At 38.3% G+C, this 12,930-nt stretch carries 11 protein-coding genes; 6 read left to right on the forward strand and 5 right to left on the reverse strand.

The genetic code is table 11. The features are described from left to right. Positions 1-75: 75 nt before the first annotated feature. Positions 76-1,035, reverse strand: coding sequence for a hypothetical protein (locus ACO6S2_RS11875; RefSeq protein ID WP_422358769.1), 960 nt, complete (start codon positions 1,033-1,035; stop codon positions 76-78). Positions 1,036-1,137: 102 nt separating this feature from the next. Beyond that, complete coding sequence (locus tag ACO6S2_RS11880; RefSeq protein ID WP_422358770.1) at positions 1,138-2,286, reverse strand: vWA domain-containing protein; 1,149 nt, start codon at positions 2,284-2,286, stop codon at positions 1,138-1,140. A 203-nt stretch (positions 2,287-2,489) separates the two neighbouring features. Between ACO6S2_RS11880 and ACO6S2_RS11885 the strand changes: the two genes are divergently transcribed. The 4 genes from ACO6S2_RS11885 to ACO6S2_RS11900 are packed head-to-tail and all read left to right on the forward strand — an operon-like array spanning position 2,490 to position 6,230. After that, positions 2,490-2,987 carry a GyrI-like domain-containing protein gene (locus ACO6S2_RS11885; RefSeq protein WP_422358771.1) on the forward strand — a complete coding sequence of 166 codons (498 nt, stop codon included), beginning with the start codon at positions 2,490-2,492 and terminating at the stop codon, positions 2,985-2,987. Beyond that, on the forward strand, positions 2,984-4,963 hold the full coding sequence (locus tag ACO6S2_RS11890; RefSeq protein WP_422358772.1) for a histidine kinase: 1,980 nt from the start codon (positions 2,984-2,986) through the stop codon (positions 4,961-4,963). Before ACO6S2_RS11885 ends, ACO6S2_RS11890 begins: the two co-directional genes overlap by 4 nt. Continuing rightward, positions 4,956-5,714 (forward strand): LytR/AlgR family response regulator transcription factor, encoded by a 759-nt coding sequence (locus tag ACO6S2_RS11895; RefSeq protein ID WP_422358773.1) that lies wholly within the window; start codon positions 4,956-4,958, stop codon positions 5,712-5,714. Before ACO6S2_RS11890 ends, ACO6S2_RS11895 begins: the two co-directional genes overlap by 8 nt. A 33-nt stretch (positions 5,715-5,747) precedes the next feature. Beyond that, positions 5,748-6,230, forward strand: coding sequence for a hypothetical protein (locus ACO6S2_RS11900; protein ID WP_422358774.1), 483 nt, complete (start codon positions 5,748-5,750; stop codon positions 6,228-6,230). Positions 6,231-6,280: 50 nt separating this feature from the next. On the opposite strand, the gene ACO6S2_RS11905 is transcribed toward ACO6S2_RS11900, so the two are convergent. Then, entirely contained in the window at positions 6,281-7,078 is a 798-nt protein-coding gene (locus ACO6S2_RS11905; RefSeq protein ID WP_422358775.1) for a DUF3108 domain-containing protein, read from the reverse strand. A gap of 137 nt (positions 7,079-7,215) precedes the next feature. Between ACO6S2_RS11905 and ACO6S2_RS11910 the strand changes: the two genes are divergently transcribed. Then, positions 7,216-8,391, forward strand: coding sequence for a twitch domain-containing radical SAM protein (locus tag ACO6S2_RS11910; protein ID WP_422358776.1), 1,176 nt, complete (start codon positions 7,216-7,218; stop codon positions 8,389-8,391). Here the strand turns inward: ACO6S2_RS11910 and yaaA are convergent. Then, the gene (yaaA, locus tag ACO6S2_RS11915; RefSeq protein WP_422358777.1) at positions 8,366-9,145 is read right to left on the reverse strand and encodes a peroxide stress protein YaaA; all 780 of its coding nucleotides are present in this window, start codon (positions 9,143-9,145) and stop codon (positions 8,366-8,368) included. The two genes, ACO6S2_RS11910 and yaaA, sit on opposite strands and share 26 nt — an antisense overlap. Before the next feature lie 119 nt (positions 9,146-9,264). Here yaaA and ACO6S2_RS11920 point away from each other — a divergent pair, with 119 nt between their 5' ends. After that, on the forward strand, positions 9,265-10,464 hold the full coding sequence (locus ACO6S2_RS11920; RefSeq protein WP_422358778.1) for a helix-turn-helix domain-containing protein: 1,200 nt from the start codon (positions 9,265-9,267) through the stop codon (positions 10,462-10,464). 1 nt (position 10,465) lies between these two features. On the opposite strand, the gene ACO6S2_RS11925 is transcribed toward ACO6S2_RS11920, so the two are convergent. Then, a complete protein-coding gene (locus ACO6S2_RS11925) occupies positions 10,466-12,913 on the reverse strand; it encodes a caspase family protein (protein WP_422358779.1) in 2,448 nt (815 codons plus the stop codon). Between the last annotated feature and the right edge of the window lie 17 nt (positions 12,914-12,930).

A 12,930-nucleotide genomic window follows, 5' to 3' on the forward strand; every position in this document is an offset into this window, starting at 1 on the left:
ATGTGTTTGTTAGAATAGCGGCTAAGTATGTTTTGATATGAAAGAAGGATGCTGTTTAGACACTATTGAGACATTCTATTTTGCATTATTTGACTGTATCTCGATGAGGCTGTCAATTAGTTTTCTTTCATTTCTTACTGTCAAAAATTCTTTTGCGACTGGAATCCCAAGTTTAAGCAAGGCACTTTGAACGGAAGTTTTATTCAGGCTAATTGGGACTAATTTTTTGCTGCTGCCTGATAAAAAGTACATTTCATCATCCACAAGTACTTGATTGCTTTGGTTGACCAGAGAAACGGTCCCGCTGCTTAAGTTCTTTTTTGTATTCAATTTGAGTAGATAAACTTCCGATGTTTTGTGTAAAACTTCGAAAAAAGTTCGCTCGTTTTGATCTGCCAATTCTGAAATGACATCTACCTCGTATATGTCGGAGTTATTATTAAGGTGTTGTTTAAATTCAGTTAAGATATCTTCTCCAAAAGTTGAGATATCAATACTCAAGCTTTGCTCATTAGTTTTGCTATTCATGGAAAGTTGATCAATCACTATTTCCGATAGTGAATTGAACTCCATCAAATATTCCGTGAGTTCTTTGATATTCAACCTTGATTTGGCAACTACTTGATATGTTTTTTGAATTCCATATCCATTTTCAAAATATCGTATTTGACCGTTAAAATGGATTTTAAACGAAGTAAGTGCTGTAGTGCTGAATCTGTAATGTTTTACTCCAGTATTAACATACAAAGCATTTTTTATGGTGTTGAATTTTAGTTTGAGAGAATCAAAAGATTGTCCATTGGGTAAAGTAACATCTCCCTGGTGCCAAAAAACATTATCAGCATTGAACCGTGTGTCCAGAAAATAGTTTATGTCTCTTTTGATAACGTTTTTATCGACTGAATATCCATTTAGAGTTAGATAGTTTTCTAATTGACTTTGACAATAAGTACTCTGAATAGTAACAATTAGAACTGAAGAGATGAGATAGAATTTATTTTTGATATGTGAAATGTTAAAAACGAACAGAGGCATACACTTTATACATTTCAATGAATAAAAAACCTTATCCATTAACTTCTATGTAGGAAATTAAAGCTACTATGAAGTTTAAATCATAGTAGCTAAGGTTATTTTTCACTCAAAAATCAATTGCTTAGACTTCCCTAAATCTTTGACTGCATTCACCATGGCCTGATCCAACGTATTCTCTGGTGCTGCTGTAGGTTTATTGTCTACGATGTATTGCTTGCGCTTAGTACTAAGTTTTTGAATTTCTTTTTTTATTGATTCCCTTTCGTTAGTTACCTTTTTCACGTAAGCTTTTCTTTCGTCAGTATCCATTTCTTTCATGGGTTCTGGAAGATATTCTTCCTCCACAGATTCTAGTACTTCTTCATTGTCTTCATAAGCATCCACCAAATCCCAACTCGAATTTTTGTAGGCATGTGAGCTTTTGGAAATGGCACGTTTTACCTTGTTGGCCTGGCTGTATGATTCTGCATTTTGATCCTGTCTCATTTGCATTTCCTTTTTGCTTTTGCCCTTTGAGCCGTAATAAATGTAGGTCTTGTTTAGCTCATTGTTCAGTTGATCTATTTTGTCGTCGTATGGAGTTCGAACATATACAGTTTTTTGATTTTGCTCGATGCTCATGTAGGATCCACCAGTAAGTGTAGCTCCATGTCTCCATGATGTACGAATACCTTCGTTGTAATCCCCACAAAAGATAGTGTTCACCACAATGTCTTTTTCTTTGGCCAATTGGCAAGCTGATTCATAGGTGACGTTACCTTGACTAAAAGGCTCGTTGCCTGCGATGAATATCATTTTTAAATCAGCCTTTGATTCTGACCAGTTCAATTTTTTAATAGATTTGTTGATAGCGTAGCCACAATATTCATCTCCTCCGTTGGTGGATAAGCCAAACAGTCGCTCTGATATTTCATCCAAATCAGTGGTTAGGTCAGTGACCATTCTCATATAACCCTCTGCTTGAGGTAGACCATCATTTCCATATTCAAATAGAGCAATTTGAATTTCAGGTCTGGCTCCGTTACCACATTTAGCAGCAGCCAGTTCATTCACTATGGTCCATAGTTGAGATTTGGCTTGATCGATAAGACCGTCCATACTATTACTGGTATCCAGCAATAAAGCCAGCATGATTTTTTGATTGTCTGGTTCTGGTTTGGCCTGAGTGGTAGGGGAAAAGCACCCAATAGTGAAAACTGTTATAAGAAAGAAAGCGATAGCTTTAACTGATACTGAGGTTGAATTTTTCATGACTTTTTTGTTTAAATGATGGTTCAAAAGTCTGGTGATAGAATGAAACAAAATAGCAGCAATGAGGGAAGAGCAACTTTCATTGAGTAAAAGAAAGTCTTCAGTTAGTTAGTGTGGGAATAATAACATTTCATAGCACGGACTCATTTTTTATTCCTTTGTTTTGTTTGCAAATTTGTTGGAGTTGGAAAAGAAACCGAACTATGCAAACACCACGAATTGTTGAATCCTCTGCCAAGATACTTGTAGGTATGTCTATGGAAATGACCTATATGACCAATAGTCTAACCGGGAAATTGTGGGGGACCTTTATGCCTAGAAGAAACGAAATAGTCGGTGCTGTATCGTCGGATAAATACTCTCTGCAAAAGTTCGAAACTGGTTTTGACTGGAGGCTGGCTGATGAAAATACATGCTTTGTGAAATGGGCAGCAATGGAAGTGAAAAGCAAGGATGAAGTACCAAGGGGAATGGAAGTGCTGGATTTAGAAGGAGGCCTATACGCCGTTTTTATTCACAAGGGACTGAGTAGTGAGTTCCCGCAAACCTTGCAGTATATATTGGGAGAGTGGATGCCTACCTCGGGTTATGAACCCGATGGCTCTCGTCCACAGTATGAGTTGCTGGGAGAGAAGTATATGAACAATCACCCAGATTCAGAAGAAGAAGTCTGGTTCCCAATCAAAAAACAAGAAGGTTGAATAGCTACAAAACGATATTAACTTTAATATTTTTTCTGATAGTTGTCAGTGGTTCCAACGCGCAAGAGAAGAGGAAGAAGGCGTCCAGATATAGGAGTTTGTCGGAGCGCAATATTTCTGTAGATCAGAGTGTGCCCGGTTTGTTGGAAGAAGCCGAATCTTTGATCGTTACTGATCCGACCGGTGCTTTAGATTTGGTAGAGCAAGCTTTGGCGACAAGCATCACTCAGAAAAGTTCCTTCAATGAAGCCAAGTGCTATATCGTACTTGGAAAAATTAATGAGAGTCAGACAGAACTCGAGTTGGCCAATCAAAACTACATGGACGCGTATAAGATATTAACTAAGGCTTATATCGATACTGATGATTATAGAACAACGCTGGACGCTTTGGGTAGAGTTAACTTTGAATTGGAAAATTTCGAATTGTCGAAACAATTTTATGAACGCCTGGGTCAGACTAAGATCGAAGAAAGCAAGCGGTTAGAGGTGGAGCTGAATGTGGCTGAGAATGAGATTGAACTAGGCCAAACACCTCAAGCCATTGAGCGTGTAAACCAACTGGAGCCTTCGGCCACCTACAGTCAATCTAGAGAATTGCAATCCAAGGGCCGTGTTGTGAAAGCTCGCGCTTATGCCAAAGAAGACAACTTTGAGGCTGCAGAAGAATCGCTGACACCCGAACCCTCAGCAGAAGGGGCTGCTGCATCAGACGACCTTGACTATGAGCTAGCAGAAGTAGTGATGGAAGATATAGAAGCAGATGAGTTGTTGGATATCTATCAAGAGCAAGATAAAAAGGAAGAGGAAATAGCCCTGCGTGAAAAAATTGCTTTGAAGAAAGCAGCATCTAACCAACCCGTAGAGGCCACTAAACAACGGCAAGCCATAGGTAAGGCCTTGATCGAGCAAGGAAGAACATCAGAGGCTATTGAACAGCTGAAGCAGGCAGCTGTGCTTGCAGACTCCACGGGAAGTGCGGAAGAAAAAGCGAATGCTTATTTGGCTTTGGCAGAAGCTTATAATCAATCTGGTCTGAGGAGTTTGGCCTTGAATGCTTACAAAGCACACAGCAATGCGCTGCAACGTTTTATCAAGGAGCAGAACGATAGAACAAGTATCAGGGAGTCTTTGCTTAGAAAGCAGCAGGACATTCAGGCGTTAACCAAAGACCTTGCTTTAGATGAATCGAGCTATCTCTTAGAAGAAACAACCTCCGAACTTCAAGTTCAGCAATTGAAGAGTCAGCGGCTAATGATTTATGGCCTTTTGACTTTGTTGGTTTTGGTTGTAGTTGGAGCCTATTTTATTCATAGAAAGGCACAGCAGACTAAAAGAGTGGGGCAGTTGCTGGCCTTAAAATCTTTGCGTTCTCAGATGAACCCTCACTTTATTTTCAATGCTTTAAATTCTGTGAATCAGTTTGTTGCGTTGAATGACGAAAGAGCTGCGAATAAATTCCTTGCTGATTTTTCTAAACTGATGCGCATGGTGTTAGACAATTCTCAGAAGGAATTTATTACCATGAGAGAGGAACGTGAAATGATAGCTTTGTATTTGAAACTTGAGCACTATCGTTTTAGAGATCAGTTTGAGTACACCCTTGAGATTGACCCATCACTTGACCTGGATGAAATAGAAATTCCACCCATGCTGATCCAACCCTACATAGAAAACGCCATATGGCATGGCTTAAGGTACAAGGAAGAAAAAGGCCATCTTAATGTCAATATTTACCAGAATGGTGAGGGTGTGAAAATTAGCATAGAGGACGATGGGATAGGTAGGTTTGCCTCTAAACAATTGAAAACAGATAATCAAAAGAAGAAGAATTCAGTAGGCCTGAAAAATACGTTAGAACGGGTTTCAATTATCAACGAAGTGTATAATACCAATTACGCTATCTCAATATCCGATATGAGCGAAGATCGTTCTGGGACTAAAGTAGAAATTTTAACACCATCGAGTCATGGATAAGCTCAAGGCCATATTGGTAGATGACGAACAGGACAGTCGACAGATATTGTCCAACTATCTGACAAAGTATTGCCCTCAGGTAGAACTTAAAGCTGAATGCAAAAACATTCAGGAAGGATTAGCTGCGATCCAGCAGTATCAGCCTGATTTGGTTTTTCTGGACATTGAAATGCCATTTGGTACAGGGTTCGACTTACTTGAGCAATTGGATGAGGTCAATTTTGAAACTGTTTTTGTGACCGCATATGACAACTATGCCATACAGGCGTTGAACATGAGTGCGGCTTATTATTTGCTCAAACCGTTGGATATTGATGAGCTCGTTCAAGCCGTTGAAAAAATTCATGAGGAACGAAAGCAAAGCAAAGATTCCTTTCATGTGCAGGTGCTACTAGACAATATCAAACATGAAAATGAACGACCGAAAAAGATCATGTTGCCTACATTCGAAGGATTTGAAATTGTACCGATAGATCAAATTATCTATTGCGAGGCGGATGATAACTTTACTAAATTTCATTTGAAAGATGTAATAAAACCCTTGCTGATTTCGAAGACACTTAAGCACTTTGAAAACATGCTCCCTGCCAATAAATTCGTAAGAATACATCGATCGAGCTTAATCAATACCGACTATGTGATCAGATATACCAAAGGTAAGGGAGGGTATGTTACCATGGAGAATCAGGTAGAACTTGAAGTGTCTCCAAAGAAAAAGCCCCAGTTCCTTGAGGCTTTTAAATTGTCATAACTTTGCCGTTTAGTGATATAATCTGTTGAATTAATGAATAATATTATTTTAATCTTTCTTCTTATCAGTCTTGGATGTGTTCCTGAGAAAATGGATTCAAAAGAACTATTAAAAGGTTCTCTAAATAAGGCTATTATCTTAAAAAAAGAATTGAAGATAAACTCTCTAATTACCGAGTTTATTGAGCAAAACAGTCTGGACAGTTTGAGTGAAGTTATTATTGTTTCACATCAGAACTCTAGAGTTGACTTTATTGACTATTTCGATATTGAAATTACTTCTTTTTCAAATTGCAGGTTACCATCATACCCTGATTTATACTGTGAAATAGAGGGGTTTTTGGTTTTCTTTTTCACAGAATTTAATTCTTGGCATAGACAAGAAGAATTAAAATTAACCTTTCGAAGCATTGTCATGGAGCATGATATAAACCTTTCTTGCGACTCTCTTTTAGTAAGAACACCAACATGGAAAATTGAACTTATAAATGATAGTATTGTTAGTGTTAAAAAGTAACCAATTGAACAACCAGGGTTGGTCAATGTTTACTTTTTATTCCTAGCATTCTAGAATATAGGTTCACCATTATTGAGCTCTACCAGTTCGACTCTACCTTTTCCCAGAAATGGGAGCTTGGTTTGAATCAGTAACGGATATTGATTTTTGTCCGAGCTTATATAAATCTCTACTGGTCTGTCCTTCTTCAGTTTATCATTTTCCGGAAGGAGCAGGTGCAAACAATAAACACCTACGTAGCGATCGTTAAATTCTATAATTTGTTGGCCCATATAACGAACACCCACTTTATATAGCTTTTTCTCATAGTGCGTCGTGAGCATCACTGAATCCCCTACATTAAGGCCTATCCAATTGTAGTGTTTAAAAAACATAAAAGTTCCGAGAATGTCCTGCGTATTTTCTTCCAACTTGACCTTCCAGGCACGATTAGGGTCTTCTCTTTTATAATCCAGCACCTTGACATCAACCGTCATTGAATCGTAATTGTAGTTAGTCCATTGTTCCCAGGTAGCATCACCGCTCACCACATTTTTTTCGTTGTAAATAGGTTTTTGCGTTTTTTTATCAATTATTGAAGTGTAATGATCGTCTAAGCTTCCGAGCCAATTGCCTAATCCCAGTGTTTCAGCATAGACACCTACTTTGTAGCAAGGAAACCCTCTCCAGTAGGAGTCATTGTCAATGGTGACCTCACCGCTTCCAATGCTAAACCAGCCAAGTTTTAACTTGTACTTGAGACTTTCAACTTTATTCGAAGGTTTTTCCACCCCGTTAGATTGGGCAAAAAGGGTATGACCAATAAAAAGTGCTAGGAAAAAAGTGAACTTGCCAAACTTAAAATTCATGACTCGATATTTAGTATCAACAAAAATATTTCCATGATGGCTTTAAATAGTAATTTTGGATTGACCGATGGTCACAAACACTAATTTAAAACATCAATTTCGAGTTCTTGCAAAATTCAAACCAAAACTTATGTCTAATGCCTTGGTTGCATCTCCATGTGGATACTGATGGGTTAGCCAAAGCTTGCTGTAATGCCAATATAGTTTTTGGAGATATCAACTCGCAATCCATAGATGAAATATGGCAAGATGAACCTATTCGAAAGTTTAGAAAGTCTTTGATGGAGGGCAAAAGAGATAAAAGATGCCATGCTTGTTTTAGCAAAGAAATGGTTGGAAAAAGTAGCATCAGAACCGAAACGCTAGGAAAATTTAAACACCGGATAAATTGGGTAGATGAAACTGATACCGATGGCTATTCGGCTAGCTCCAGACCAATATATTTTGATATTAGGTTTAATAATTTGTGTAATCTTCGCTGTAGAACTTGCTGGCATGGTGCCAGTTCGAGTTGGTTTGAAGAAGCAAAGCTGCTCAAGCAAAACTTTGGGAACAAAGCAATTATTGAAGCCAATAAAGAGGGTTCTGAGTTCGTAAATGAACTGCTGAATGCAGGAATAGAAGTCGAAGAAATCTACTTTGCAGGTGGCGAGCCGCTGATGATGAAGGAGCACTATGATTGGTTAGAGGGATTGATTCAGCAAGGCCGTACCAATGTTCACCTGAGATACAATAGCAACTTGAGTGTGCTGAAACTGAAGCATAGAGCTGTTCTCGATTTGTGGATGCATTTCGATCGTGTGACCGTATCAGCGAGTATTGATCACATGGGAGTGAAGGGAGAATATATAAGAAAAGGATTGTCTTGGGACGGTTTTATAAGCAATGTTAAAACTATCAAAGCAAAAGCTCCTCACGTTGAATTAGAGATGGCACCGACAGTGAGTGTGTTGAATGTAGCCTCAATTCCCGCACTGCATCAATTTTTTGTGAATGAACAACTCATCGAGATTGATTCGTTGTATTTGAATTTGCTTTCAAGACCAGATTATTTTAACATAAAGGTGCTACCAGAGGCACTTAAGCAAATAGTTTCTCAGTCTATTCGGAAACACATAGAATGGTTGTCGGATCATGGAGCCCAGAGTACCTTGATTGATGAATTCCAAGCTTTGATTGAATATATGAATCTAGACGACTGGAGTAATAAGCTGCCCAAGCTCAAAAAACAATTAACATTAATTGATAAAATGCGAGGTGAGGATTTTACTCAATTTTTCCCTCAGCTTAGGCAGGTGCTTGATCCCTTTTAAACACCAGGTTGCTTTCAGTAGATGTCTGAGGATCAAAGTAATAACCTTCGTAGTCAAATCCTTTGAGTAGTTCGGCGTGGTTGATTCTATTTTTGATAATATATCTCGCCATCATACCTCTTGCTTTTTTTGCGAAAAATGAAATTACCTTGTACTTATCATTCTTCAAATCGAGAAACTCAACATTGATGACGTTGGCCTTGAGTGTTTTTCTCTGCATGGATTTGAAGTACTCATTGGAAGCCAAATTGATAATCACTTGATCTCCTTGTTCTTTTAAATCTTTATGAACCAATTTTACAATTTGATCATTCCAATATTTGTATAACGTGGAATGCTCACCAACTTGAAGACTCGTGCCCATTTCCAAACGATAGGGTTGAATAATATCTTTCGGCCGAAGTAGACCATATAGTCCAGATAAAATACGCAAATGGTTTTGCGCAAATTCAATATCTGAAGCATCAAGTTGATCAACATCTAACCCAACATATACATCGCCCTTAAACGCATGGATACTTTGTTTGGAGTTGTCCAGCGTATGATCCCGTCGGTAGTCTTTGTATCGTTTTACGTTTAGTTTGGCTATGTTTTCACTCACACCCATAAGTTGCTGAATATCTTCAGCTTTTTTTAGTCTTAATTCCCGAATGAGACGATTGGTCTGTGTAGAAAATCGGGGAGTGGTAAATGACTCTTGCTCTATGTTGTTTTCAAAATCCAGCGTTTTTGCTGGTGAAATGACTGCGATCATAAGGTGCTAATTGCGTAAGGAGACAAAGCTATATGAACAATCAGAATTATGAGACTTTCAGTTAATCTTTATCGGATTTACCCCTAAATTGAGTGATAAGGTCGTAGTTACATGACAAAATGAAAATAGAACGAAAGAATTTAAGAGTGGGAATGTGGGTTGTATTTATGACCTTTCATGTGAATGCTTTTGGTCAAAATGCTGAGGTTTTGCCTGAACCCTCATTCGATACTTGGACCTCCCTCTTTTTGTTCGTCTCATTGCAGGCTTTGTTTGTTTTTATAGCTCTTTTCAATTTAAAAGGAGCTCAATCTCAAGCCAACAAAATATTAGGTTTTCTGCTACTTACATTTTCGGTGATTCTTTTTAGCTATGTCCTGTATTGGACAAATTACAATCGAGAGTTTCCCTATTTGAACGGATGGTATCACCCTCTCTTGTTGGTGTCAGGTGTTTTGTTTTTTCTTTATGTACGGAATATTATTACTGGTCGGAAACTGAAAAAAAGTGATTGGTTGCACTTCGTGATACCCATTTTCATTACGGTCTGTTTGATGCCGATTTATGTCGACAACTTTCATGGGGGTAGAAGGCTTATGCCAAATGAGGCTTTCAGACCTTATATAATGATAGGCCTCAATTCATACCTCAAGGTTGTGTATCTCGGTATTTATTTATTCTGTTCCTTTCGACTTTTTTATCAAGCCAGTCTCAAAGATTCTTATCTAAAGCCTTGGTTCAATTATCTATTGATTAGCTACTCAGGATATTACCTGACCATTGTGATGTATTATGCTTTGGTCAACCTTAGCTTCTTCAATGTGACCTGGGATTATATGATTTCGTTTGCCATGTCCTTTTTTATTTTTTGTGTCAGTTTTCTGGGATATATCTACCCTCAGGTGCTGGCCGGAAAACCTGTTTCCAATATTCTGCTCAGACATAAGTACCAGAATTCAGGTTTGACTGAACGCGGGGAGATCGAATTGAAAGAAAAGTTGCTGTCGTTGATGGCAGAAGATCAGATTTTTCTAAACAATGACCTTAATCTTAATCAATTGGCATTGAAGGCAAATACAACCAGGCATAATGTGTCATTGGTCATCAATAAATACTTCAATCAAAACTTTTTTGACTTTGTTAACAAGTATCGTATTAAGTATGTTCAAGAGTTATTCCTGAAGCCAGAATGCCAGGGAGAGCATATCATTCAATTGGCTTACCAGGCGGGGTTCAACAATAAAGTGTCCTTCAATAAGGCCTTTAAAAAATTCACCGGGCAAACACCTTTATCTTATAAGTCAGAGAAGGTAGGGTAGATTATCTCTTCAAGAAAATAAAATCTCCACCTTCATCGCCAGCTCCTTTGATATCACCAAATTGAGGAACCTGACCATGGCTATTATTCATGACGGCAATTTTGAATGAGCTAAAAAGAATTTCTGCTGGAAGCAGACTTCTTTCATTTTCACTAAGTCGCTTGGTCAAGTATTCAATGAATACGCTCTTGTCTGGTACCGTCTTCATTGCTCCACTTGTGATAGCTTTTCTACTGGGTAGCTTGGCAAGTTCCAGAGAGGCCATATTTTCAATAAACACATCTCGAGTCTTAAAAATACCACCACTAAAGCAAGCATCTGCGACAAGTAAAGTGTGTTTGGTATGAATACCGCCAATATAATCCCTGATCATAGCATTTGACAACCAGGCTGCCTTAGATGTGCGTTTTGCATCACTTGGCAACCAAAAGCCCTGCTTTAAGTCCTCATCCCAAACACCGTGGCCAGCGTAAAAAATCAGGAGGTTATCATCTTCGTCAATTTTGCTTTGAAGTCCATCAAACGTTTCAATGATTTCTGTTCGCGTAGGGTTTTTTAAGAAAGTAATATTCTCTTCCTCGAAAGTGTAATTAGTAGTCAATACATCTTTTAACCTTCCGGCGTCCGCAATAGGACCGTCTAACTGAGTTATAGAGGGATCCATATATTCATTTACACCTATCAAGAGCGCGTGATAGGTTTTGGTACTGAAATAGTCAACTATTCTACTATCCAATTCCGATGTCTCAGTAGTTGGTCGGACTGAGTTCGATGTTCTGGAAGTGGCAGGTACGGATGCTGCTGCTGGTACAGTCTTAGTTAGGCTATTCAGTAGTAGATTGGCCTCATCAGCTACAAATAGCGCTTTCCTTTGTTTACCGAATTCATAGATCTCTTTTTTGTCGGTTACAATTTTGTAGTTGAATTTTTCAACTGTTACGGCATCGTCTAAAAGCTGGCTATTACCAACGACTTTGTAAAAAGGTGAATTTTGTTTGAAGTCACGGGCTTTATCAAAAGGTACTTTGACTTGGTAGGTCATTCCGTCGATCGTAATTGGAAACTCCTCAGCATCGGCATCATATGTTCCAAGTTCGGAGATCCGCGTGTAATACTCCTTATATGATCCTTTAATCTTATCTCTAAAAAGGGCAGCTCGTCGTTCGCTATCTCTTTTTTCTCTTTCAGCCAGAATTTTTAATCGTGCAGCTTCTAATTCTTTAGCCACCTCAGCTTCTCTATTAGATAGATCACGATAATAATCGAAGATTCCTTCCTTGTACTCCTCTGCTTTTATCTTTCTTTCGTCATAGTCTACTGTTCGTTCAAACTCACCCCTTGGTTTGAAGAGATCTGCTCTTAGATTCAGCTCATTATCAATTTCAACCTTGTATTTGCGGTAAATTTCATCACTGCTATTAATCATAGTAGCTGGCGTAGACCTGGTTGCTACAGCACTTGATGCAACTGTTGGAGCAAGGCCGCCTGAATTCCATACCTCGATGCTATTGTCTCGAGCCTGGAGTAGGATGGTGGCCTTGTCCGGACTCACAGTTACTTTTTCTATTTCCAATCCAGTGGATGAGATAATAGATACTTCATCATGTGGGTTCGATACATCTCGAATTTTTAGACCTTCTTCTCCATGGATTAGCAATTTGTTTTTCTGATTGAGTATCCAGGAACCATATATCCGATCAAAATCTTCTGGAGTTGGAACAACCTTCCATTTGAGTAAATAACTCTTTCCCGAAGATATTTTCCAATACCTTAAAGTGTATCGGTCGGTTGTTGTCATCCAATCTGTTTTCGAAGGGTTAATATCAATAAACTCAATTCGACTGTCATGTCCTTTGAGTTTTTTCTCAATAATGTCAAGTCCAATGTTTTTGATGAGTAAATCTTCGTTTTTACCTATGTACATGAAATTTCCATCTGCACTAGTTTTGAAAGATTCTACCCCTCCAACACTTGGATGGAAAACATCGAATTTTCTGCTCTTCAAATCAATACTATAAATTTTCTTAGCTGGATCAGTCTCTCCTCTTGTGGCCAAAATATAAAGTTGGTTAGTAGTATTGTTGAGGTCTATCCATTGGATTTTATCAAAAATTGAAATCTTACTTATTTGTGCACCGTCTTGCTTATTTGAAAAGACTATCTCTTGGTCAGTAAATGAGACAATTTGACTTCCCTCTTCATAAAATCTAATAAAGTTAATCTTATCTCTATGTGGGCGAACTTTAAATTTCTCTGTTTTCGTTGAGAAATCGAATGCAGTAAGAATTCCGATTTTGTTTCCCAGGGCGATGATCTGATTGCCAGCGTCCACTTGGAACTCAGAAATTTCACCAGATTTATCTTCTAACTCTGCTAATTTCTTGGCTTGACCAAATACTGACGGGTCAATAAGAAATATGATAAGGATACTTACTATTAATTGCTTCATGTTTAGGGTGTTAGTCA

It is taken from the genome of Reichenbachiella sp. (assembly GCF_965233835.1).
Lineage (GTDB): Bacteria > Bacteroidota > Bacteroidia > Cytophagales > Cyclobacteriaceae > Reichenbachiella.